The following is a 23982-nucleotide window of genomic DNA, read 5'->3' on the forward strand; positions in this document are numbered from 1 at the left end:
CGGGTCATGAGTATTCAACTGATTGATACGCACTGTCATCTGGACTTTGCGGTGTTCGATGGCTGGCGTGACCAGCTGTTGGCTGATGCCCGGTCGGACAATGTCACTGACTTTGTGGTTCCTGGTGTAACGGCTGATGCTTGGCCTGGATTGCTGGCGACCTGTGATGCAGAAGGGCTCTACCCTGCATTGGGTTTGCATCCATGCTTTTTGGATCAGCATAAGGCCGCAGATCTGACTCAACTGGAGGAGCTGTTGTCCTTTAAGCCCGTGGCTGCAGTGGGTGAGATCGGGCTGGATTTCTTTATAGCGAACCTGAATCAGGAAAAGCAGATCGAGTTGTTCACACGGCAGCTGGAGATGGCCAATCATTTTCAGTTGCCGGTATTGCTGCATGTACGCAAAGCCCATGATCAGGTATTGAAACTACTGCGTCAGTTTAAGTTGGAGCGGGGTGGGATTGTTCATGCGTATTCCGGCAGCGAACAACAGGCTCAGCAATATATCGAGCTGGGGTTTAAGTTAGGCATGGGGGGGAGTCTCACCTACGATCGGGCGAAAAAGTTACGCAGGATAGCGATGCATCTTCCGCTGGATGCATTTGTACTGGAAACAGATTCGCCGGATATCCCGTTGGCGGGGTACCGTGGTGAACCCAATCAGCCGAGGCGGGTACGTGAGGTGGCTGAGGTGTTTGCTGAGTTACGCGGCATCAGTCTTGAAGAGCTGGCGCAATGCACCTCGGCAACCGCACGAAAATTGCTACGACTCTGAATATTCGCTGTCAGCGGAAATTCCTTCCGTTTGACTCATAGAGATCATATTGCTCCCGTTCCAGGTGGTACCAAACGCTGTTGGTAGCCTTGTTTCTTGGTATCAGGTAGCTAAAGTCGCTGGTCTGTTTGACTTCGTATTGTTTGCCCGGAGGGGCTAACATCAGCTTAACTAGCTGTCGTACATTCCAGCTTTCAGAGGTCGACGGTAGTTGATATGCACGAGCGATTTGGTGCTCATTGTGGGAAGGATATATCAGTTCCAAATTGAGACAGTTACTGTTGCCGGAATAGCAGAGCTGGGTGCGATCCAGATTCAGCGTGTAATAGCCGGGTTCGGAGGTCATATTTGATGTGCAGCCGACCAGAGCAAACAGGCCAGCTACGAGAGGTATTCGCATGTTCATGGTGTTCTGCCGATTTTTGGGGGATACCCCAAATTGGACTGCGGCAAATGCGAATAGTTTTGACGGAATGAACAGCCTTGTTCAGGCTGTTCATAGTCGGGTGTCAGCAGAGGTCTTTGTAAGGATTTTCGACGGCCAGATCCACAGGGTTCTCGTATCCTGGCAGACGGATCTCTTTATCCGTGATCTGCAGGTCATCACCGCCAAGTACGTTGTGATCGTAGAGGTAGATCGGGCGAGCGGTACCTTTAGTTGCTTCTTCATCGTACGCTGCCGCGACAGCACTCACCTGTTCACGTTTCTTCAGGTAGGCAGTCATAGCGCTGTCGCCATATCGGCGACGCAGCATATTCTCGGCGATATGTGGACCCAGCACTGGGGCAGATGCGTTATTACCACCAAATCCCTTAGAGTTCAGTAGAACGCTGTCCATACCTTGAGCACCGACTTCGATATGCTGATTGCTTAGCTGCAGGTTACTCTGGTGGATATCGTCGGCGAATGCGGGCGTAGTTAAAATGCCCGGAATATAGCCGTAAGCCCATGTTCCTAGTGATGTGCTCAGCTGATCACCGCCAGCGGTGCCCTGAGAGTGGCCCAGGTACGATTTTATCGCCGCAACAGGCCAGCTTTCGACGCCAAATGCTTTTGCGGTTTCATTAATGACATGAGATTCAGTGACGCGGTTCTGAGGCGTACTGGTTCCGTGCGCCTGTACAAAGCTACGTTGCTGCAGGGATTCTTCGCCCAGCATTTCACGTACCATCGAAGCGGCTTTGCCGAGCGTGATGTAGTTACCCACACCCGGTGCGGAGATTGATTTCTTGTGTCCATCGGCGTTGACGAAAACATCAGGTACAACACCGTAAACCTGTGCGCCCAGCTCCATGGCCAGATCGTCGCTCATCAACAGAGCAAATTGGCTGGATTCACCCATTGTGAAGCCGCAGTTCTGCCCAAATGGTCGGCAGGCACGACGATAGTCTTCGTCTGATAGGGATGAGAGTCCATCCAGGGCTAGCAGGTCTTTGTCTTCAGCCAGTGCGCCCATCACGCGGAAGCCTTCAATGACTTCAGGTGTAACGGGTGCATCACTGCCACCAACCAGTACAACTTTGCGCCGACCAGAGCGAATATCGTTCACGGCACTGCGCAGGTTGTAGAGGAATGTTGCACATGCACCGAGTGCACCACCGGTAACGCCCACGCTACCCAGTACGTATGCGTTCACAAAGTCGGCTGGCATCTGGGCATAACCCAAAGGCATCTGCTTGGACGTGGTACGTTTACCCAGTGCCGGGTATTTTGTCAGACCACCAAAGCCAAAGTCGTCCAGCTGGCCGATGGAATTGCTGGCATAGACACCCACTTGGTCAGGAGATACCTTGGCTGCGATCTGTTCAAACGGGATGCCGCTGGAGCGTAATGCATCAGATGCACCGAATACGGTCATCTGAAGATTGCGCGGGTGGTTACGGGATTGATAAAGTTTGCCCGGTTCAAAGCCTGTGGGTAGCTGTCCCGCTGCTTTGACCTGTGCTTCTTTGGTATCCGGGAAAATAACGTCCAGAGATTCTGACACTACAATGTCAAACACGCCGGGTGCCGACTCCGTGACCTGCCAGTTGGCGGGAACATTGGTTGGCATCTGACGTTTGCGAAGCTGGAATCGAAGTTCGCCTTCGCTGCATTTCATCTTTGCCGGTTTGTTAAACATCACTTCGTTGACGTCAAACCAGTCCGGATGGATTTTTCGGATCAGCGTATTATCCAGTACCTGTTGCCCAACGGATGCCAGAAGATCCTGTATAGAAAGTGTTTCACCTGCACTGTTTTTGTAATGGCCATCTTCATAACTGGCCAGTCCAGTCAGTGTTGCCAATCCAATAAGGGTTGTCTCTCGGCTTTGGGTATCCAGCTTGTCAATAATCAGGCGTCGATAAGCGTGATGAAATGATGCGCGACCCGCAGGGTTGATACCACCAAAACCTACGATGAGAGGCAGCTGAGACAAAGGGAACTCCTTGGATTGGATGTACTCAATGAGTGTGGCTGAAGTTTTCGGCACCACGATGGCCTGTGTGCCCAGTTAACACAGTTTTATGACACCGTTTTTGGGTAGCGGTGTTCAAAATAGTGTTTCTGTTACTAATCAGTCATTTTATCGGTTGTTCAGAGGGGTGACTAGGGATAAATGACAGCTTTTCGGTTTTGTAAGAAATCAGAAACATGTATGCGGTATGACGGGCTGTTTAAGCTATGGTTCAGTTAGTAAAAGTAGACTGGAAGCATACTGGGTGAGCCTGCCGTTTTAGTTTTTAAGAGAGATTGCTATGAGAAAGTTAATTTACGTGTGTATTACTGTTGCGGTGTTGTCAGGTTGTCAGACGATTGATCCGTATACCCGCGAACAAAAAACCGGTAATGCCGCTAAAGGGGCCGGTATTGGTGCTGTTGCCGGTGCTGTATTAGGTGCTGCGGTATCAAGTAAAAAAGATCGTGGTAGAGGTGCGTTAACAGGGGCATTGGTTGGCGGTGCTGTTGGTGGTGGTATTGGTTATTACATGGATCAGCAGGAAGCGTTGTTGCGTCAGGAATTGGAAGGAACAGGTGTAAGCGTTCAGCGGCAGGGAGATGATATTCGTCTGATTATGCCGGGTAACGTGACCTTTGGGACAGACTCCACACGTATCGATGGCGGCTTTTATCCGGTATTGGATTCAGTGGCCAAAGTGCTGATGAAGTTCGATAAAACGGTGATGGCGGTGGATGGGTTCACCGATAGCACCGGCAGCTTCGAATACAACCAGCAATTGTCTGAAGCGCGCGCGGCTGCAGTAGCAAATTATCTGGCGGGTTCCGGCATAGAGCGTTTGCGTATCAGTACACAGGGGTACGGTGAGCGCTATCCAATTGCGGATAACGGTTCTGCCGCTGGTCGGGCACAGAACCGCCGCGTGGAGATCAACATCCGTGGTCAGCGTTCTTGATCTATAAAATCTTTCCCGCTCGCTATCAGGCATGGTTGTTGATTTAGTCTGATACGACGATATCGCCTGGCAAAATGTTCTGGTGCTGGGCGATATTTACCAGATGGCCTTGTACAAAGTTTGGATGTACTTCATCCACGACCAATGTTCGGTTGGTATTGCTCAGCTGATGAGTAGGCCGCATTTGTACGTCAAAGAAGGTTGAACGGTGCAAAACGTTGAACTTGTCACCTGGTTTGATACCCGTACTCTCGCCCGCATGAAACCAGATCTGGTTGTTCTCTATGCGGGTGATTCGGGCCGAAAAAGGTCGGCAGCGCAGATTGCTTTCCAGCTCTCCCACCATCTGGTCGATCAATTTGATCACGGCCTGCCCATATTCCTGATGAGCAAATGCCTGGCTGTTGAATCCCGCTTTGAGTTCTTGAGATAAACTCCATACGCCTTGCGTCTGATAGCGGCGCTCCAGCAGCAGGGCGCCACTGAATCCGTCATGGATAAACAGGTCTAGCTGAAAGTTGCGCAGGTGTCTGCGACTGCGATAATCCAGCCGGTTGTAGAGATCTACAAAGTAGTTATCTTCCGAATGCGTGCGTGGGTCCACCATCGCCATATCCCGAATCACACCTGAGACAATGAACTGAGTATCCAGGTTGTTCACATTGGCAGCCACTGAAGTAAGGGCTCCGTCATCCAGTTGGCGGCTGGCTGCAGTTTGAAGGGTTGGAAATATATTCAGGTGGGTTGCTTTAAACGGCTGCAAATTGCCGCGTGCGGCAAGCTGGCTGGCGATAAGGTTTGGTAGTTCCCAAGCCGTGTCGCCGAGTCCGCCCACATTTCCCTGAGAGGGATGTTCCAGAGGAAAAGCTGCAATGGCGATGGACTTCAGAAAGCGGTCTCCGCTGCCGTTTTTGCACCCGGTATCAGTAAAGACATCGGCGCTGATGCGTACAGTGAGAATGCTGCCGGAGACCTGTTCGTCGATGACCCGGACGTTTTCAACCTGCCCCAGTGTGGTTATCTGCATGTTGTCGATTTCCAGAATGCCATCGCGTACCTGTTGGCTGCTGGAAACATAGACGGCCGCTTGCATTGAGGCTTGCTGGGTTGCAACGCCAATGGCGGCCTTTCGTGCGGCGTTCAGGTTGTTGTCCTGAATAACGGCTTGGCCCTCGGCTTCCACAGTTAATGCCTGCGCATAGAAATGAGGCGCTAGCAGAGCGATAAGCAAGATGAATTTGTGCAAAGCGTTAAACATATTCAGAGTCTGACCGACAACTAGGTAAATGTCCGGTTAACAGTATGCAATTGCATTGGGCTTGTAAACCGGCATGAGTCCAGCTCTGCGAGTGCGCTTGCCTAACTTACGTTTGTACGGCCCAGACTGGCAGAAACTGGCAACTAAAGTGTGTTAGATTGTCTGCAGACGAGCGACGGATATTACATGATGAAAAAGCTTCTACTGCTTTCCTTTCTGATTTCAGGGTGTACCTGGCATGGATTTGGAGCAAGCCCCGCGCCAGAGCAGCCGGTTGTTGTGCCTGCACCTGAAGTGAAGGAGCCGGTAATCAGTAGTGCAGGATTATCAAGTGTCGATGTTGATGATCAGATTTATGATCCGGTGAGTGAGGCTGTTGCACAGTTGGCTGTTCAGTTGCAGGAAGGGTTGCAGGCTAACCGTGTGCAACGTTTGCCGATGGCCGTCATGCCATTTGTTGATTTGAGCCGCGCCCGAGAACGTTATACGGGTGTGTTGGGTGAACGGTTGGGCGAGAATATTGTTTATCAGCTGCAGCAAAGTCGTTACAACCTGATTGACTACCGAGCGGTTAGTTTGCTCACAACAGCCCGTGATCCGCTCACTAAGCAGAACATGTCGAGTCTGCGCAATCGTTATCGCATCTACTTCCTGCTTACGGGGACGTATGCCCGCTACCCTGATGGCATTGTGATCAATGCTCGCGTTTTGGATACCACCACGCGTCAGGTGCTGGCGTCTGGGCAAACGCATTTGCCGGATAGCCGGCTGGAAGGCGGTACGCCGGGTTATGATCCGATGAAAGCCCTGCAGAAAGGGATGATTATTGAAAACAGTCTTGGGCCGGTAGGGCAGTAATGAATAAGTTGGATACGCTGTGTAAAACGCTGGTTTTGTCTGCATCTCTTGTGATGCTTTCGGGATGTGAAACGGCATCCAAATCGTTAGTGGATTTTGCCGAGGCGTTGCCTGATGCGCCGAGGATTACGGAAACCGTAGAGGCGAAGGACCCTGAATGGGTGCGGGCCACAGGTTATGCGCCGATCAGTTTGCAGCCTGGTCAGACGAAAGAACATAAAATGATTCAGGCAATGCGAGCGTCAAAATTGCGCGCTTATCAGGAATTAACCGCAATCGTTCACGGCCAGTATCTGTTTGGTACCACGGCAGTGCGCGATATGGTGGTGAAGAATGATCAGTTTAAGACTGCGGTGTCCGGGATTGTGCGCGGCGCCCGGCTAGTAAAGAGCTATCCAGTGCAAGAAGATGTCTATGCGACGGTACTGGAGGTGGATATCAATCAGTTGCAGAAAGCATGGGTAAAATCCAGCGACTGAAACGGATAGGTTGGGCACGCCAATAAAGGCTATGCCCAACCGGAAATCTTAATCGAGGAAAGGGGTTATTTACCTTTCTGTGTTGCTTCAAACTGAGCCAGCTGTTCTGGTGTGGCTTTTTCCTGATATTTATCTTTCCAGCTATTGTATGGCTCGCCATAGATGACTTCGCGCGCTTGCTCGTAGTCCATCTCTACTCCGCGCTCTTCAGCCGCTGCACGATACCACTTTGACAGGCAGTTACGGCAGAATCCGGCCATAATCATCAGGTCGATGTTCTGCACATCTTTGCGGTTATCAAAATGCTCCAGCATGCGGCGAAATGCGGCGGCTTCTATCTCGGTCTGTGTTTGTTTATCCATCATTTTTCTCGGTTTTGTCTGACCGTCGCCAGATCAGGATTCTTGTTGATGTATGTGTTCGTCCAGTTGCTGGCAGATATCATTCTGCAGTCGCTGGCACAAAATGGGATCAGAAATCGGCTGATCGGATTCATCGGTGATAAAGAAGAAATCCTCTACGCGTTCGCCGATGGAGGTGATCTTAGCCTTGCGCACGGAGACGTTGTTTTCCACAAAGATACGGCCTATACGTGCCAGCAGTCCCGGTCTGTCGGGAGTGATAACCTCCAGTACGGTTTCCTGACTCATTGGATCGGTACTGATATTAACCGTGGTTGGTGTGGCAAACAGTTTTAGCTGGCGTGGGACGCGGCGGTGGATAATTTCCGGGTAATCCTCCGGGTCGTCCAGTTCCTCAACCATGCGTTGTTGGATTTCGTTCAGATAATCCGGGTTTTCCGACAGTGGCTGATTGTCTTCGGTGAGTACTGTGTAGGTATTCAGTGTGCGTTGGTCATCAGTGACGATGACGCGTGCATCCTGGATGCTCAGGTGCAGCTGGTCGAGTGTTGCGACGGAGGCTGCAAACAGGTTGGGCAGATCTCTCATATACACAAAGATCTCTGTTGCGCCTTCATGTAGTCTGTGAGATGTCTGACGGATCAGAACCAGTGGGATCTCGGTGTCGTGGTGTTCCAGAATTGCGCGGGTGTGCCATGCAATACTGTGAGACGTCTCACGCAGGAAGTAGTCATCCCCGAGTGTTGACCAGAACTCCAGGATCTCTGATTCATGCAGGCCATGGCGTGTCAGGACGATCATCGCTTCGTGCTGAACTTGCTCAATCAGATCTTCTTTTTCGATCGGGTTTTCTAACCCACGACGCAGTGTGCGTTTCGTTTCGGTATAGAGGGTGCGCATCAGTGTGGCACGCCAGTTATTCCAAAGCGTGTGGTTGGTTGCGTTAATGTCTGCCAGAGTCAGGACGTAGAGATAATCCAGATGCGTAATGTCGTGCACCTGTTCCGCAAACGTCTGAATAATCTCCGGATCAGAAATATCTTTGCGTTGCGCGGTCATCGACATAAGCAGGTGATTGCGTACCAGCCAGGAGACGAGGTGGCTGTCCCAGCGTCCAAGGTGATGGCGTTCACAAAAATCCATCACATCCTCTGCGCCCAGTTCAGAGTGGTCTCCGCCGCGGCCTTTGCCAATGTCGTGATAAAGTGCGGCTATGTATAAAAGCTCTATTTTGGGGAGCTGATTGACAATACGGTGAGCGATTGGGAATTGCTCGCGGTAGTCATTGTGTCGGAACTGGCGGGTTTTCTGGATTACTTTGAGGGTGTGGGCGTCCACCGTGTAAATGTGGAACAGATCATGCTGCATCTGGCCGACAATTTTTCCAAATTCCGGTAGATACAGACCCAAAATCCCGTACTTATTCATCCGCTTGAGTTCAGTTGACACCTTGTCGGGGCAGCGTAACAGCTCCATAAACAATGAAGTGTTGCGAATATCGTTGCGGAACTCATCGTCAATCAGGTGCCTGTGATCCCTTATTAGGCGGATGGTGGATGCTCTTACGCCCTTGATTTGGCTGTTAGTGGCCATCAGGACGAAGATTTCCATCAATGCAAAGGGATGGTGTTCAAATACAGTGTCGTAAATGACGTCGATGAAGTTGTTGTGAAGTTGGAAGCGGTTATTCAGGGGAAGAATGACCTGCTCGTCCTCTGCCCGCAGGATGGCTTCATCAAAATGTTGCAGGAGCATATGGTTAAATTCCGACATCGCTTTCGCTACGCGGTAGTATTTCCCCATAAACTGCTCAACGGCCAATTCGCCTTCTGAATCGGAGTAACCAAATATTTCGGCCAATGCGCGCTGGTGGTCAAAAAGCAGGCGGTCGTCGTGACGGTTGCAGACCATATGCAGTGCGTAACGAACGGTCCATAGGTAAAGCTCACCCTTATTCAGCGTGTCCAGTTCGCTATCGGTGAGGAAACCATCGTCTACCAGGTCACGGATATAGGTTGAACCAAAGTGACGCTTCGCGACCCAGCCGATAGTTTGTAGGTCTCGCAGCCCCCCTGGAGAGTTCTTGAGATTGGGCTCCAGGTTGTACTCGGTATTGTTGGTTTTTTCGTGGCGGTCCAGCTGCTCGCTGATTTTCGCCCGGAAAAACTCTTTGTCGGTCCAGGCGCCTTCCGAAGTCACCTCGTCATAGACGCGAGTGTGCAGCTCGCCGCTACCGACTATAGTGCGGGATTCGATCAGGTTTGTGGCGATGGTGACGTCATTACGGGCTTCTTCGTAGCACTCGGTAATGGTGCGAACACTGGAGCCAATGTCGAGGTTGATGTCCCAGAGCAGCGTCAGGAAACCGCTGATGGAGTCGTGGTAGCTTTCCGGCTCTATGCCGTCAATCAGAATCAGAATGTCTACATCTGAGCACGGATGGAGCTCGCCACGGCCATAGCCGCCCACGGCGATCAGTTCTATATGTTTGCTTTCAGGCCAGTCATAACGCTGCCAGATGGCCTCAAGTACCATATCCATGACCCAGGCTCGGCCGTAGATCAGCTTGCGAATATCTTCGCCGGCTTTAAAACGTTCGTCCATTCGCTCCCGCACCCCTTTGAGGGTTTCTTTCAGGAGTGGAATTGGCTGCTTGCTTGCGGCAAGCGCCTGACGGAATTCGTCAACGTTAAACAGTTCTTCGTCGGCAACCTGATGGTGGGCAGCGTTTGACATTGTGGCTTCCTGAATTAGATCGTTTCGCCTTTGCGCAAAGTGAGGACTTCGTAACCGTCTGCGGTAACCAGAATGGTGTGTTCCCACTGTGCGGATGGGCGGCGGTCAGCGGTTTCTACCGTCCAGCCATCCCGTTTATTGAGTTTTACGTGGCGTTTGCCCGCATTCACCATTGGTTCAATGGTGAAAATCATGCCTTCCTGTAGTTCAGCGCCGGTGCCTGCTTTGCCGTAGTGCAGGACCTGTGGGTCTTCATGGAACTCAGCGCCAATGCCATGCCCGCAATACTCGCGTACGACGGAATAGTGATTGGCTTCGGCGTGCTGTTGGATTACGGCGCCAATATCGCCCAGGCGCGTACCCGGTTTCACCAGGCGGATGCCTTTATAGAGGCATTCCAGGGTGACGTCGACTAAACGGCGTGCGTGTGCTTGTTCTTTGCCAACAAAAAACATTTTGCTGGTATCGCCATGATAACCATCTTTGATGACAGTGATATCAACATTGATGGTGTCGCCATTCTTAAGCGGTTTGTCGTTTGGAATACCGTGGCAAACTACCTGATTGACTGACGTACAGATCGATTTAGGGAAACCGTGGTAATTCAGCGGAGCCGGGATGGCGTCTTGTTCGTTGACGATATAGTCGTGACAGATCTGGTTCAGCTCGTTAGTTGTAACGCCCGCCTGGATGTGAGGCTCTATCATTTCCAGAACCTCTGCCGCCATACGGCCGACTACGCGCATTTTTTCGATTTCTTCGGGGGTCTTGATTTTGATGGTCATCTTCAGGGGTCCGTTAAGTACTCAACACAGAGCTTTGATTCAGGCTATTCTGCCTTATATGACGAGTATGAAATACCGTCGTCTGTAGAATAATTTGTACGCAGGCGTCTGCTTATCGACTGATTGTATCAATGCAGGCGGTGAAAGCGAATGCACCCTTTAAAATTAGGGTTCAATATGGTATAAATCCGCGCTCGAAAAATGCGCTCTGCGCACTACATAAAACACACACGCTCCGTCACATCGTTCAGGGTGCCTCATTTTTGAGGTTGGGCAATGGGGAGTGTGGAGGTTTAACCCAATCTTACAGGATTTTAAAATGGCTAAAATTAGCATGCGCGACCTGCTGAAAGCAGGTGTTCACTTCGGTCACCAGACTCGCTACTGGAATCCAAAGATGTCTAAATTCATCTTTGGTGCTCGTAACAAGATTCATATCATCAACCTGGAGCACACGCTGCCTGCACTGAATGGTGCACTGGACGTTGTTCAGGGTATGGCTACTAACAAGAACAAAGTTCTGTTTGTAGGTACAAAACGAGCTGCTAGCAAAATCATTAAAGACGAAGCTGCACGCGCAGGTATGCCTTATGTCAACCATCGCTGGTTGGGTGGCATGCTGACTAACTACAAAACTATCCGTCAGTCTATCCGTCGTCTGCGCGATCTGGAATCCCAGGCACAGGATGGTACCTTCGAACAGCTGACCAAGAAAGAAGCTCTGATGCGTCAGCGCGAAATGGACAAGCTGGAACGCTCCATCGGTGGTATCAAAGACATGGGCGGTCTGCCTGACGCGCTGTTCGTAATCGACGTTGATCACGAGCGTATCGCAGTTAATGAAGCAAACAAGCTGGGTATCCCAGTTATTGGTGTTGTTGATACTAACAGCAACCCAGACGGCATTGACTACGTTATCCCTGGTAACGACGATGCGCTGCGTGCGATTCAGATCTACGTTCAGTCTGCTGCTGACGCTTGCCTGGAAGGTTCCGAGGCAGTTGCTGGTGCAAAAGGCGAATTCGTAGAAGTTGAAGAAAATCAGGCAGCTGCAGAGTAATCCTGCTGTCAAGGATGCCTGATACAGTTTTGTGGCAGGCATGAAGGGGAGCGTAGCTCCCCTTTTTTCGATTTTTGATTTAAAGCTTTAATCTTATTGATAGAGGTATTCAACATGGCATTCTCTGCTAAGGACGTGAAAGAACTGCGCGACCGTACTGGCCTGGGCATGATGGAGTGTAAAAAAGCTCTGGCGGCTGTAGACGGTGATATCGAGAAAGCGATCGAAGATCTGCGTAAAGCGTCTGGCATGAAGGCAGCTAAAAAAGCTTCCCGTACTGCGGCAGACGGTGTTGTTGCAGTTAAAGTTGCTGACGACAACAGCTATGCAGTTGCGCTGGAAGTTAACTCTGAAACTGATTTCGCAGCACGTGATGAAGGCTTCCTGGCATTCGTTAACACTGTGCTGGATAAAGCAGTTGCAGACAAGCAGACTGATGTTGCAGCGCTGATGGACGGTGAGCTGGAAGTTGCTCGTGAAGCACTGGTTCAGAAAATCGGTGAGAACATCACTGTACGTCGTACCGTTGTTGTAGAAGGCGGTGTTGTTGGTGCTTACGTTCACAGCAACGCTAAAATTGCAGCAATCGTTTCTCTGGAAGGCGGCGACGCTGAAACAGCTAAAGACGTTGCAATGCACGTTACTGCTGTAAACCCACGTGTTGTCAGCAAAGAAGACATGCCGGAAGACGTGGTTGCTAAAGAGAAGGAAATCATCCTGGCGCAGCCTGATATGGCAAGCAAGCCTGCAGAAATCGCTGAGAAGATGGTTGTTGGTCGTATCAACAAATTCCTGGCGGAAAACAGCTTGGTTGAGCAGGCGTTCGTTAAGAACCCTGAGCAGAAAGTTGCTGCTTTCGTTAAAGCTGCTGGCGGCGAAGTTAAGTCTTTCGTACGTGTAGAAGTTGGCGAAGGTATCGAAGTTGAGCAAGTTGACTTCGCTGCAGAAGTTGCTGCACAGCTGAAAGGCTAAGCCCCGCTTAAGCCTCCGGTTGCGCATGTTTCTGCATGCGCAACCCTCTCTTTTCCTGATACACTCTTGTGACCTCATTTCGAGCGGAGAATTCTTAGATGCCTGCCACTGAAAAACAGTCTAAATACAAAAGGATACTGCTGAAGCTTAGCGGCGAAGCATTGATGGGTGATGAGAATTTCGGTATAGATCCGAAGGTGCTTGACCGCATGGCCTTGGAAATTGGCCAGTTGGTAGGTATTGGTGTTCAGGTCGGCATAGTGATCGGTGGTGGTAACTTGTTTCGTGGCGCAGCGTTGAGTGCGGCGGGTATGGATCGAGTGACCGGTGATCACATGGGGATGCTGGCAACTGTGATGAATGCGCTGGCTATGCGCGATGCGCTGGAGCGCAGCAATATCGCAACCCGTGTTATGTCTGCCATTCCTATGAGTGGTGTTGTAGATCATTATGATCGCCGAAATGCGATGCGTTATCTTAATCAAGGTGATGTAGTGATCTTCTCTGCGGGTACGGGTAACCCGTTCTTTACGACTGATTCAGCCGCCTGTTTGCGTGGTATCGAGGTAGAGGCTGATGTCGTAATCAAGGCTACAAAGGTAGATGGTGTATTCACCGCAGATCCGATGAAGGATCCATCTGCTAAACGATATCTTCATTTGGGTTACGATGAAGCTATTGAGAAACAACTGGGCGTTATGGATTTGACGGCAATTTGTCTGACCCGTGACCATGATATGCCTATTCGTGTCTTCAATATGAATAAGCCGGGTGCGCTGGCGAATCTAGTACTGGGCGGTGACGAAGGTACGTTGATTGATCGTTGCGACGAGGTGGGAGAAAAATATGCTGAATGAGATTGCGCAGGACGCTGAAACGCGTATGAAAAAAAGTGCTGACGCACTGGTGGAAAACTTTAAAAAGATCCGTACCGGTCGCGCGCACCCAAGTATTCTGGAGACAGTTCAGGTGCCTTACTATGGTTCTGATGTGCCTCTGTCTCAGGTCGCTAACATCTCGGTTGAGGATGCGCGTACATTGTCGATTGTCCCTTGGGAAAAGCCCATGGTGCCGGTTATCGAAAAAGCGATCATGAAGTCTGATCTGGGTCTGAACCCTTCTACATCAGGTGAAAATATTCGTGTTCCAATGCCTGCTTTGACGGAAGAAACACGTAAAGGCTATATTCGCCGGGCACGTGCTGAAGCAGAAAACGCACGTATTGCTATTCGTAATATTCGCCGTGATGCAAACGGTGACCTGAAAGACCTTCTGAAAGAGAAAGAGATCACCGAGGACGATGAGCGTCGTGGTGAAGATCGCGTTCAGAAACTGACCAATCAGTTTGTTGCTGAAGTAGATAAGCTGCTGGAGCAAAAAGAAACTGATCTGATGGAAATCTAAGGAAGGTGCCGGGGTGCCAGTCACCCCGATTTCCTACTACCCGCCCATGTCTAAAGATACTATGACCGATTCTTCGAAAGTAAATCCGCCTCCCAGACATGTTGCAATTATCATGGATGGTAATAACCGTTGGGCGAAAAGCCGGGGGCTGCCAAGTTTGGCGGGCCATAAAGCGGGTGTTGATGCTGTTCGTCAGGTAATTACCGGATGTGTTGAGCAGGGGGTTGAAGCTCTGACGTTGTTTGCGTTCAGCTCTGAAAACTGGAAACGTCCGCCTTTAGAGGTGAAAGGGCTGATGGAGTTGTTTAAGTTTGCGCTGGATCGCGAAGTTAAAAAGCTTCATAAGAATAATATTCGCTTGCGTGTTGTCGGTGACAAAACACGTTTTAGTGAGTCTTTGCAAAAGCGTATTGCCGAGGCGGAGTCATTAACAGAGTCCTGTACCGGCTTACAATTGAATATCGCTGCGAATTACGGCGGACGCTGGGATATTGCTGCTGCCGCGAAGCAGGTCGCGCAGCGCTGTTTAGAAGGTGAGCTAACACCCGATCAGATTGATGAAGCTGTGTTGGGGCGTTATGTAACTTTGTCTGACCTGCCTGATCCTGATTTGTGTATTCGTACTGCCGGAGAACAGCGAATCAGTAATTTTCTGATTTGGCAGTTTGCATATACCGAGTTTTATTACGCAGACTGTTACTGGCCCGATTTTGGTAAGGAGCGCCTGGTGCAAGCGATCAGTGATTTCACCGGGCGTGAGCGTCGATTTGGGCGAACTAGTGAGCAGTTAGAGGCGGATAAAGGTGCTTAAAGCTCGTTTTTTGACCGCAATTGTTTTGGCGCCTTTGGCGCTGGTTGTTCTGTTTCTGTTTCCCAAAGATTGGTTTCTGCTGGCGATCGACGGCGTGTTGCTGTTGGGTGCGTGGGAATGGTCACGTCTGGCGGGCTTGTCTGGAACGAAAGATAAAGCTTTTTTTATAGCAACCGTCGGCGTGGCATTAGCGCTATTGCATCAATTTGAAACGGTATTGCCTGTAACTGCCCTATTAGGGGTGGCCCTGTTTTTCTGGGTGATGGCCGTTTTTTGGGTTGTTCGTTACCCGCAAGCGTCCGGTTGGTCATCCGTGGGTGTGCGGGTACTGATGGGGTATGTTGTTCTGCTTCCCGTTTGGGTTGCGCTGGGGGAGCTTAAGTCGCAGCCGCTCAGCACCGAGTTGATTTTGATGCTGCTGCTGTTGGTATGGGCGGCAGATATTGGTGCTTACTTTGCAGGCAAGTCTTTGGGCAAGAATAAACTGGCGCCTTCAGTCAGTCCTGGGAAAACGCGTGAAGGGCTTTATGGCGGCCTTCTGTCTTGTCTGATTGTCGGTGTCGGTTTTGCGATCTGGTTTGAACTTGATTCGCAATCATTTGTCTATCTTGTGCTGTTGAGTGTCATCACTGGTATCATTTCCGTGCTGGGAGACCTGTTTGAAAGCATGCTGAAGCGTCACCAGGGCATAAAAGACAGCAGTCATTTACTGCCGGGACATGGCGGTATTCTTGATCGAATGGATAGTCTCACGGCAGCTGCACCGTTATTTGTATTAGGTGTGCAGTTCCTCACTCTGAGCTGAGTAATAACTGTATATGGATCTTCTTCAAACCTTGCTTGCGACATTGGTAACACTAGGCATTCTAGTGACCATACATGAGTGGGGGCATTTCTTCGTCGCCCGTCGTTGCGGCGTCAAAGTTCTAACCTTTTCAGTCGGTTTCGGTAAGGCTCTGTTTCGTTGGCGAAGTGAGCGCTCGGGAACAGAGTATGTATTGGCAGCCATCCCGCTGGGTGGTTACGTGCGCATGCTGGATGAAAGCGAAGGTGAAGTACCTGAAGAGCTTAAGTCTCAGGCATTTAATCGTAAACCTGTGCTGCAGCGGATTGCCGTTGTTGCGGCGGGGCCCCTGGTTAATCTGATCTTTGCTTTTCTTGCCTACTGGGTGATGTTTGTATCCGGTGTCGGCGCTATCAAGCCGATGGTTGCTGATGTTAAACCAGGTACACCTGCTGCGATGGCCGATTTTCGTCCCGGTGGTGAAATTATTGCTATAGATGGCAACGAAACATTGTCATGGGAATCGGTGAATCTTAATCTTGCCACGCGTATTGGTGAAAGTGGTCCGTTACTTATTCGGATGAAATACCCGGACAGTACTATTCCTCAGCAGTTTACGGTGCAGCTGGATAATTGGAATTTTGATATTGAAAGACAATCGCCGGTAAGTGCGCTTGGTCTGGTGGCTTGGAATCCGCAGTTGCCTGCAGTGATCGGGATGGTTTTGGATGACGGCGTGGCGGCGAAAGTAGGCCTGCTGGCCGGTGATAAGGTGTTGCGGATTAATGGCGACACGGTTGCTGATTGGTTGGCAATGGTTGAAGTGGTTCAGGCATCGCCGGGGATGAGGCTGGTGTTTCAGCTTGAACGCGCAGGTCAGCAGCTGTTGTTGGATGTTTATCCGGAAAGCCGTGAAATAGAAGGTCGCACGGTTGGTTATATTGGTGCAGGTGTTGCTCAGGTTGAGTGGCCGCCAGAGCAGAAGCGGGAGATTAGCTTTGGGTTCTTCGAATCCTTTGCAAAGGCGCTGGATAAAACCTGGCAGATGATTTCACTAATTCTGGACTCTCTCTGGAAAATGCTGGAAGGCGTGATTTCAGTAAAAAACTTGAGTGGTCCGATTACCATTGCTAAAGTGGCCGGTGCTTCCGCAGAGTCGGGTATGGAAGCGTTTGTCGGTTTTCTTGCATATCTGAGTATCAGCCTTGGGGTATTGAACCTGTTGCCGATACCAATGCTTGATGGCGGACATTTGTTGTATTACGCGATAGAGCTGTTGCGAGGAAAGCCGGTTAGTGAACGTGTTCAGATGGTCGGGCTGCGCTTAGGCATGGCCGTGATCTTTACACTGATGACTGTGGCGATCGTAAACGACGTAATGCGACTTTAACTGGGCCGGGATGGGTCCGTAATACCAATCTATAGATAAAGAAGTACTTCATGAAACAAGGATACAGGCTTCTCGCCGCGGTTATCATTTTTCTGGCCAGCACCGTTAGTAGTGCAGAAGGCTCCTTTGAAGTAACAGATATTCGTCTTGAAGGGCTCCAGCGAGTCGCTCCGGGTCTGGTATTTCGGCACTTTCCGATCAGTAATGGCGAGCAGGTTGATGAGCAGCGATTATCAGCCGCTGTGCGCAAGTTGTTTGCGGCCGGTTACTTTGAAGATGTAAAGCTGGCACGTGAAAACGGAATTCTAATACTTAAACTACGTGAACGTCCGTCCATTGCTTTGATTCGACTCGATGGTAATAAGGCGTTAAAAAAAGAAGCGTTGCTGGAAGGACTGAAACAGACAGGACTGAAAGAGGGTGACGTATTTAAGCGTGCGACGCTTGAGCAGATTAAACAGGATCTGGTACGTATCTATGCTTCGCAAGGACGTTATGGTGCGCAGGTTGACGCAGAGGTAGAGCAGCTGCCGGGCAATCGTGTTGCCGTCAATATTGATATTAAAGAAGGCAAGGTTGCCACAATTGAGCATATCAATGTTGTCGGAAACGAGCTTTTTGATGATGAAAAGTTACGCGATCTTTTTGAACTGAAATTACCTGGATTCTGGTCCTTTTATACCAATGATGACCGTTACGCCCGTGAAAAACTCTCTGGTGACCTAGAGCGCCTTCGTAGTTTTTACATGGACCAGGGTTATATTAATTTCTCCGTGGATTCGACTCAGGTTTCCATTACTCCAGACCGTAAAAACGTATATATCACCGTCAATATCACCGAAGGCGAGAAGTTCAGTATCCGCTCGGTTAACTTGGCGGGTGAGATGGTTGTACCTGAAGAAGAGCTGCAAAAGGTGTTAACCGTTACTGAAGGGGATACCTTCTCACGCAAAGCGATGGTCAAATCGCAAGGTGCGTTGAGTCGTAAGCTGGGTGACTCAGGATATATGTTTGCCAACGTTGCGCCGTCACCTGAAGTGCACGACGACAATACGGTGACACTCAACTATTTCCTCGACCCAGGTAAGCGTACGTATGTACGTCGTATTGTCATTCGAGGGAATACCCGTACAGCGGATGAAGTATTACGCCGTGAAATGCGTCAAATGGAGGCCGGTCTGGCTTCCAATGAAGATATCGAAAATTCTAAGAAGCGTTTAGAACGTACCGGATACTTCTCTACGGTCAATGTTGAAACGATCCCTGTACCGGGAACATCCGATCAGGTTGACCTGGAGTATACGGTTGTTGAGCAGCAGTCAGGTTCCTTTTCTGCCAGTGTCGGTTTCTCTCAAGGATCTGGTCTGATTTTGGGATTGAATGTTCAGCAGGATAACTTTCTGGGAACCGGGCGTAAGATTGCTTTTGGTATCTCGAACTCCGATACCACCACTGAGTATAAATTTAGCAGTAATGATCCGTACTATACCGTTGATGGTGTGAGTCGTGGTTACAACGTGTATTACCGGGAACGTAACTTCGATGAAAATAATGTAAGTTCCTACGAAACAGATGAAATCGGTGCCGGTGTCAAATTTGGTTACCCGATTGACGAATATCAGCGACTGTCATTTGGCGCAAACATTGAACAGATCAGCCTGAAAACGAATAACACTACCCCGCAGGAAATTATTGATTTCATAGCGGATGAAGGAAATGACTATCTGGGATTGGTCGTGAATCTGGGGTGGAGTGACAATCATCTGAACCGTGGTATTTTCCCAACCAACGGTTATTCGCAAAATGCATCTTTGGAGCTGGGGTTGCCCGGCAGCGATCTGACGTACTACCGTGCACGTTACTCTCTTAAACTGTATGAGCCGCTCACTGAGTCTGAACGTTGGGTTGCAAAAGCTTGGACTCGCTTGGGATATGCCGGTGACTTGGGATCTAACGAATATCCATTCTTTAAGCATTTCTATGCAGGTGGCTTAAGGTCAGTCAGGGGTTTTGAGTCTAACTCTCTGGGGCCTAAGGATACGCCACGTAATGGTGCTACAGCTGATCCATTTGGCGGGAATATTCTGCTAACAGGTGGTCTTGAACTGATCTTCCCAACGCCTTTTGCGGAAGGGAATAATACACGTTCCTCGCTCTTCCTGGATGCTGGTAACGTTTTTGATACAAGTTGTGGTGCTACCTCTACGAACTGTGTAGAAGGGATCGAGTTTGATGAGATTCGCGCATCGGTCGGTTTCGGATTCAGCTGGATTACCCCAATGGGTCCGCTGACATTTGTGTTGGCTAAACCTCTTAACGAACAGACAGGTGATGAAACGGAGTTCTTCCAGTTCGCGCTTGGCCAAACCTTTTAAGGAGTGGGTATGAAACTGTTTAAAGTGGCAGCATTGTTGTTGTTAACGGCTGCTAGCAGTCAGGCTATGGCAGAGAAAGTTGTGGTACTTGGGATTCAGCAGGCGGTGTTGGCATCTGAGGCTGCTAAGCAGTTTGATGCAAAGCTGAAGGCTGAGTTTTCAGATGAACAAGCCCTGTTAGTTGACTTGGAGAAGCAGGCTAAAGCGGCTAAAGACAAGTTTGAAGCTAACCGTGACCTTGCATCACCTGAACAGCTGAAGCAACTGCGTAGTCAGTTCCAAAAAGTGTTTGCTGAGTATCAACGTCGTGGTAAAGAGCTGCAGCAAAAAAACATGCAGCGTCAACAGGTCTTCCTTGGTGAGATGAAGCCTAAGCTTGATATCATCCTTAAAGAGTTAATCAAGACCGAAGGCTACGATGTAATTCTGGCGAAAAGCGCAACACTCTATGCTAAGCCTGAAGTCGATATTACGCCAAAAGTCGTGGAACTGTTGAATCAGCAATAATGTCTAGGTCTGAGAGTCCTTTCCAATTAGACGAGCTGGCGTCACACCTCGGAGGAAAAGTAAGAGGTGATGGTGCCTGCTTGATTGAAAGTCTGGCAACATTGGAAGAGGCAAAAAAAGGGCAGTTGGCATTTTTCGCGAACGCCCGGTATCTCAATCAGCTAAAAGTGACGCAGGCCAGTGCTGTACTTATTTCGCCAGAGTACGCCGATGCTGCCCCCTGCAGTGTCATTATTCTAGATAACCCCTATTTGGGCTTTGCGCGTGCTAGTCATCAATTTGATCCTACGCCCGATGTATGCGCAGGGATTGCCGCTGGTGTTCAGGTCCATGCCATGGCGTCGGTCTCTGCCACCGCGCAGTTAGAGGCAAATGTTACTGTTGCCGAAGGGGCTGTGATCGGTGATCACGTCTATGTGGGCCCCAACTCAGTGATCGGTCGAAACTGCCGTTTAGACGCTGGGGTGCGAATTAATGCCAATGTAACGCTCTATGATGATATTAAAATAGGTGAAAATTCACTAATTCATAGTGGAGCCGTGATTGGGGCAGATGGGTTCGGCTTTGCACCGAATGCCGGGAAATGGGTCAAAATTTGCCAGTTAGGTGGCGTGTCGATTGGTAAAGATGTTGAGATCGGCGCAGGGACTACGATTGATCGTGGGGCGCTTTCGGACACCGTGATTGAAGATGGCGTAAAACTGGATAATCAAATACAGATAGCTCACAACGTTGTTGTTGGTAAAAACAGCGCAATTGCGGGATGTACTGCTGTAGCTGGAAGTACTAAAATCGGCGCCGGTTGTACGGTTGCCGGGGGTGTGGGTATTACTGGGCATTTGAATATTGCTGATGGGAGCCATATTACCGCGATGTCGTTGGTTTCTAAATCGGTGAGTAAGCCGGGTGCATATTCCTCAGGTACTGGTCTGATGCCCTCCAAACAGTGGAAACGGAGTGTGGTTCGATTTCGTCAATTGGATGATCTCGCCAAACGTATAAAATCTCTGGAAGAAAAAATTGAGACGTCAAAAGGTTAAATGACAATGATGGATGTGAACGAAATTCGTGAATACTTACCACATCGATACCCGTTCCTGCTAGTGGACCGGGTGTTGGAGTTGGAAAAAGGTGATTCCATCGTTGCAATAAAGAATGTGACCGTGAATGAACCGTACTTTAATGGTCATTTCCCGGATCATCCAGTGATGCCGGGCGTGTTGATTGTGGAAGCAATGGCGCAGGCAGCAGGGATTCTTGGCTTCAAAACTATGGACAAAAAGCCACAGGATGGTTCAATCTACTACTTTGTAGGCTCCGATAAGCTACGCTTTAAGCGTCCTGTAGTGCCAGGTGATCAGCTCAAGCTAGAAGCAAAAGTGATGTCTGAGCGCCGTGGTATTTGGAAATTTGATGTAAAAGCTACGGTTGAAGGTGATCTGGTGAGCTCTGCAACCATTCTTTGCGCTGATAGGAAGGTCTGATTTTGATTGACGCCCGTGCCATTATCGATCCGTCTGCAAAATTAGCTGACGATGTCGTAGTCGGCCCTTGGAGTATTGTTGGGCCGAATGTGGAAATAGGCGCTGGAACGGTTATTGGTCCGCATGTCGTGGTGAATGGCCCGACAAAAATAGGATCAAATAACCGCATATTCCAGTTCGCGTCTGTGGGTGAGGATTGCCAGGATAAAAAGTATGCAGGTGAGCCGACCACGCTGGTGATTGGGGATCACAATGTTATTCGCGAGGGTGTCACGATTCATCGTGGCACTGTGCAGGATAAAGGTGAAACCATCATTGGCAGCCATAACCTATTCATGGCCAATGCCCATGTAGCACATGATTGTGTTATTGGTGACAATGTCATCATGGCAAATAATGTTGCGGTAGCAGGTCATGTTCATGTCGGCGACTGGACAATATTGGGCGGATTTACTGCAGTACATCAGTTCTGTCATATCGGCTCTCATGTTATGTGCGGAGCGGGTACTGTTGTCCTGAAGGACGTACCTGATTACGTGATGACAACAGGTAATCCGGCTAAACCTCATGGTATTAATTCAGAAGGGCTGAAACGTCGCGGATTTTCACCCGATGCAGTTCGAGCGATCAAACGTGCGTATAAAGTCATCTATCGCCAGAAGTTAACCGTTGAATTAGCGGTGGATGTCTTGCAGGAAATGGCGCAGGAAACTGAAGAAATTTCGCCCCTGATATCCTTCTTACAAAATTCTCCGCGCGGTATTATCCGCTAGGGTACTGCCGTGTCTACTCCTCTTAGAATTGGCATCGTTGCCGGAGAAGCATCCGGTGATATTCTGGGTGCTGGTCTTATCAAAGCTCTAAAACGTCGCTATCCGGATGCTCAGTTTGAAGGTATCGGTGGTGAGCTGATGATGGCCGCTGGCTGTAAGTCTCATATTCCGATGGATCGCCTGTCCGTGATGGGCTTGGTCGAAGTATTGGGCCGCCTGCGCGAATTGCTTAAAGTAAGGCGGGGTTTAGCAGATCGGTTCCTGGCTAACCCGCCCGATCTGTTTATTGGTGTTGATGCGCCGGACTTTAATCTTAAGTTGGAAGGCTGGTTAAAAGACGCGGGTATCCCAACGGTACATTACGTGAGTCCTTCCGTTTGGGCCTGGAAACAGAAGCGCATCTACAAGATCATAAAAACCACCGATCTTGTTCTGAGTCTCTTCCCTTTCGAAGCTCAGCATTATGCCCCTACACAACAGCGTGTAGCATTTGTTGGTCACCCACTGGCCGATAGCATTCCCGGTAGTGTTGATCTGGCCAAGGCGCAGCAACGTTTTGCGGTTAAAGACGATGAAACTATTATTGCTGTTTTACCGGGCAGCCGTGGTAGTGAGTTGAAGTATCTGGCCGAGCCGTTTCTTGAGACAGCGCGCTGGTTATCCGAACGCATCGATAATGTACGTTTTGTCATTCCGGCTGCGAACGAGCACCGTCATGACTATTTGCATACGCTTATTACCGAGAAGTTTTCTGATCTGAATATCCAGCTGGTGATGAAAAATTCCCGTGAAGTAATGGCCATTTCTGATGCGATTCTTATTGCTTCTGGCACCGCGACGTTAGAGGCTACGCTGTTACAAAAACCAATGGTCGTCGCTTATAAAATGGCCGGACTGACCTATGCCATATACTCTCGCATGGTTAAAAGTCGCTTTATTTCGCTGCCCAATTTATTAGCGAATGAAGAACTGATTCCGGAAATTTTGCAGGATGATGTGCAACCTGAAATCCTTGGCGAGGCTGTTATGCGTGCGCTGAACGATGACGCATATCGACAACGACTGGCCAAGCGATTCCACGAAATTCATCAACAGCTCAATCTTGATGCAGATGAAAAAGCGGCGGATGCTGTTGAGCAGTTATTGCGTTCACGGGGTGTCATTTGATGGAATCTTTGGGATTCGACTTTTCCGTTCAGAAGCTGACAGCGGGTGTTGATGAGGTTGGGCGGGGGCCGCTGGTTGGTAATGTTGTTGCTGCAGCGGTGATTCTCGACCCGGAAAACCCGATTGCGGGCTTAGCCGACTCTAAAAAACTGTCAGAAAAAAAACGCGACGCCTTGTACGACGAGATTCTGGAAAAAGCGTTAGCGTGGTCAGTCGCCTCGGCCTCACCCGCCGAGATCGATGAGCTGAATATTCTTCATGCTACGATGCTTGCAATGCAGCGAGCGGTACTGGACCTTTCTGTGAAGCCTGAATATGTCTATGTTGATGGTAATCGCTGTCCTGATTTGCCTTACCCCAGTGAGCCGGTGGTGAAAGGTGACTCGAAGGTTAAGGAGATTTCCGCCGCATCTATCCTGGCGAAAGTCGTTCGAGACCGGGAAATGAAAGTGTTGGACGCACAATATCCGGCATACGGCTTTGCCAAGCATAAAGGCTATCCAACTCAGGAACACTTCAAAGCCCTGAAATTACATGGCCCTTTGGCCGAGCATCGGCGAAGCTTTCGTCCGGTACGTGAACTGATCGAAGAGTAACAATTACCGCT

The 23982-nt window shown here is 49.7% G+C and carries 24 protein-coding genes; 18 read left to right on the forward strand and 6 right to left on the reverse strand.

Features of this window, described 5'->3' with window-relative positions; genetic code table 11:
• Window positions 1–6 precede the first annotated feature (6 nt).
• Window positions 7–774, forward strand: a complete 768-nt coding sequence (locus tag IOQ59_RS02030; protein ID WP_193951578.1) for a TatD family hydrolase — start codon at window positions 7–9, stop codon at window positions 772–774.
• A 10-nt stretch (window positions 775–784) separates the two neighbouring features.
• Here IOQ59_RS02030 and IOQ59_RS02035 read toward each other — a convergent pair whose 3' ends face one another.
• Together IOQ59_RS02035 and IOQ59_RS02040 are read right to left on the reverse strand one after the other, a co-directional pair.
• The gene (locus IOQ59_RS02035) at window positions 785–1180 is read right to left on the reverse strand and encodes a hypothetical protein (RefSeq protein ID WP_228050600.1); all 396 of its coding nucleotides are present in this window, start codon (window positions 1178–1180) and stop codon (window positions 785–787) included.
• A 103-nt stretch (window positions 1181–1283) separates the two neighbouring features.
• On the reverse strand, window positions 1284–3194 hold the full coding sequence (locus tag IOQ59_RS02040) for a beta-ketoacyl synthase (protein ID WP_193951580.1): 1911 nt from the start codon (window positions 3192–3194) through the stop codon (window positions 1284–1286).
• A 319-nt stretch (window positions 3195–3513) separates the two neighbouring features.
• On the opposite strand from IOQ59_RS02040, the gene IOQ59_RS02045 reads away from it, so the two are divergent.
• A complete protein-coding gene (locus tag IOQ59_RS02045) occupies window positions 3514–4170 on the forward strand; it encodes a YiaD family glycine zipper/OmpA-like lipoprotein (RefSeq protein ID WP_193951581.1) in 657 nt (218 codons plus the stop codon).
• A gap of 43 nt (window positions 4171–4213) precedes the next feature.
• Here IOQ59_RS02045 and IOQ59_RS02050 read toward each other — a convergent pair whose 3' ends face one another.
• The gene (locus IOQ59_RS02050; protein ID WP_193951582.1) at window positions 4214–5428 is read right to left on the reverse strand and encodes a flagellar assembly protein T N-terminal domain-containing protein; all 1215 of its coding nucleotides are present in this window, start codon (window positions 5426–5428) and stop codon (window positions 4214–4216) included.
• 186 nt (window positions 5429–5614) lie between these two features.
• Between IOQ59_RS02050 and IOQ59_RS02055 the strand changes: the two genes are divergently transcribed.
• The gene (locus IOQ59_RS02055; protein WP_193951583.1) at window positions 5615–6286 is read left to right on the forward strand and encodes a FlgO family outer membrane protein; all 672 of its coding nucleotides are present in this window, start codon (window positions 5615–5617) and stop codon (window positions 6284–6286) included.
• Entirely contained in the window at window positions 6286–6765 is a 480-nt protein-coding gene (locus IOQ59_RS02060; RefSeq protein ID WP_193951584.1) for an LPP20 family lipoprotein, read from the forward strand. Before IOQ59_RS02055 ends, IOQ59_RS02060 begins: the two co-directional genes overlap by 1 nt.
• A gap of 65 nt (window positions 6766–6830) precedes the next feature.
• On the opposite strand, the gene IOQ59_RS02065 is transcribed toward IOQ59_RS02060, so the two are convergent.
• The 3 genes from IOQ59_RS02065 to map are packed head-to-tail and all read right to left on the reverse strand — an operon-like array spanning window position 6831 to window position 10648.
• The gene (locus IOQ59_RS02065) at window positions 6831–7127 is read right to left on the reverse strand and encodes a DUF1244 domain-containing protein (protein WP_193951585.1); all 297 of its coding nucleotides are present in this window, start codon (window positions 7125–7127) and stop codon (window positions 6831–6833) included.
• 33 nt (window positions 7128–7160) lie between these two features.
• On the reverse strand, window positions 7161–9863 hold the full coding sequence (locus IOQ59_RS02070; RefSeq protein ID WP_193951586.1) for a [protein-PII] uridylyltransferase: 2703 nt from the start codon (window positions 9861–9863) through the stop codon (window positions 7161–7163).
• 14 nt (window positions 9864–9877) lie between these two features.
• Window positions 9878–10648 carry a type I methionyl aminopeptidase gene (map, locus tag IOQ59_RS02075; RefSeq protein ID WP_193951587.1) on the reverse strand — a complete coding sequence of 257 codons (771 nt, stop codon included), beginning with the start codon at window positions 10646–10648 and terminating at the stop codon, window positions 9878–9880.
• Window positions 10649–10967: 319 nt separating this feature from the next.
• On the opposite strand from map, the gene rpsB reads away from it, so the two are divergent.
• The 14 genes from rpsB (at window position 10968) to rnhB (ending at window position 23971) form a co-directional block, all read left to right on the forward strand.
• Window positions 10968–11708: a 30S ribosomal protein S2 gene (rpsB, locus tag IOQ59_RS02080; RefSeq protein ID WP_193951588.1), complete on the forward strand. Its 741-nt coding sequence runs from the start codon at window positions 10968–10970 to the stop codon at window positions 11706–11708.
• 114 nt (window positions 11709–11822) lie between these two features.
• Window positions 11823–12680 (forward strand): translation elongation factor Ts, encoded by an 858-nt coding sequence (gene tsf / locus IOQ59_RS02085; RefSeq protein ID WP_193951589.1) that lies wholly within the window; start codon window positions 11823–11825, stop codon window positions 12678–12680.
• A gap of 98 nt (window positions 12681–12778) precedes the next feature.
• Window positions 12779–13537, forward strand: coding sequence for a UMP kinase (pyrH, locus tag IOQ59_RS02090; RefSeq protein WP_193951590.1), 759 nt, complete (start codon window positions 12779–12781; stop codon window positions 13535–13537).
• A complete protein-coding gene (gene frr / locus IOQ59_RS02095) occupies window positions 13527–14084 on the forward strand; it encodes a ribosome recycling factor (protein WP_193951591.1) in 558 nt (185 codons plus the stop codon). Before pyrH ends, frr begins: the two co-directional genes overlap by 11 nt.
• 46 nt (window positions 14085–14130) lie before the next feature.
• Window positions 14131–14895 carry an undecaprenyl pyrophosphate synthase gene (uppS, locus tag IOQ59_RS02100; protein ID WP_371871814.1) on the forward strand — a complete coding sequence of 255 codons (765 nt, stop codon included), beginning with the start codon at window positions 14131–14133 and terminating at the stop codon, window positions 14893–14895.
• Complete coding sequence (locus IOQ59_RS02105; protein ID WP_193951593.1) at window positions 14888–15700, forward strand: phosphatidate cytidylyltransferase; 813 nt, start codon at window positions 14888–14890, stop codon at window positions 15698–15700. The genes uppS and IOQ59_RS02105 overlap by 8 nt, the downstream gene beginning before the upstream one ends.
• A 13-nt stretch (window positions 15701–15713) precedes the next feature.
• Window positions 15714–17069 (forward strand): RIP metalloprotease RseP, encoded by a 1356-nt coding sequence (gene rseP / locus IOQ59_RS02110; RefSeq protein WP_193951594.1) that lies wholly within the window; start codon window positions 15714–15716, stop codon window positions 17067–17069.
• Window positions 17070–17119: 50 nt separating this feature from the next.
• On the forward strand, window positions 17120–19444 hold the full coding sequence (bamA, locus tag IOQ59_RS02115; RefSeq protein ID WP_193951595.1) for an outer membrane protein assembly factor BamA: 2325 nt from the start codon (window positions 17120–17122) through the stop codon (window positions 19442–19444).
• 9 nt (window positions 19445–19453) lie between these two features.
• A complete protein-coding gene (locus tag IOQ59_RS02120) occupies window positions 19454–19951 on the forward strand; it encodes an OmpH/Skp family outer membrane protein (protein WP_193951596.1) in 498 nt (165 codons plus the stop codon).
• Entirely contained in the window at window positions 19951–20991 is a 1041-nt protein-coding gene (lpxD, locus tag IOQ59_RS02125; RefSeq protein WP_193951597.1) for a UDP-3-O-(3-hydroxymyristoyl)glucosamine N-acyltransferase, read from the forward strand. The genes IOQ59_RS02120 and lpxD overlap by 1 nt, the downstream gene beginning before the upstream one ends.
• 6 nt (window positions 20992–20997) lie before the next feature.
• Complete coding sequence (gene fabZ, locus IOQ59_RS02130; protein WP_193951598.1) at window positions 20998–21435, forward strand: 3-hydroxyacyl-ACP dehydratase FabZ; 438 nt, start codon at window positions 20998–21000, stop codon at window positions 21433–21435.
• Window positions 21436–21437: 2 nt separating this feature from the next.
• Complete coding sequence (gene lpxA, locus IOQ59_RS02135) at window positions 21438–22208, forward strand: acyl-ACP--UDP-N-acetylglucosamine O-acyltransferase (protein ID WP_228050601.1); 771 nt, start codon at window positions 21438–21440, stop codon at window positions 22206–22208.
• 9 nt (window positions 22209–22217) lie between these two features.
• The gene (lpxB, locus tag IOQ59_RS02140) at window positions 22218–23375 is read left to right on the forward strand and encodes a lipid-A-disaccharide synthase (RefSeq protein WP_193951599.1); all 1158 of its coding nucleotides are present in this window, start codon (window positions 22218–22220) and stop codon (window positions 23373–23375) included.
• Window positions 23375–23971, forward strand: a complete 597-nt coding sequence (gene rnhB / locus IOQ59_RS02145) for a ribonuclease HII (protein WP_193951600.1) — start codon at window positions 23375–23377, stop codon at window positions 23969–23971. The genes lpxB and rnhB overlap by 1 nt, the downstream gene beginning before the upstream one ends.
• Window positions 23972–23982 lie beyond the last annotated feature (11 nt).

Origin of the sequence: Pontibacterium sinense (genome assembly GCF_015209595.1) — a bacterium.
Classification (GTDB): domain Bacteria; phylum Pseudomonadota; class Gammaproteobacteria; order Pseudomonadales; family Balneatricaceae; genus Pontibacterium; species Pontibacterium sinense.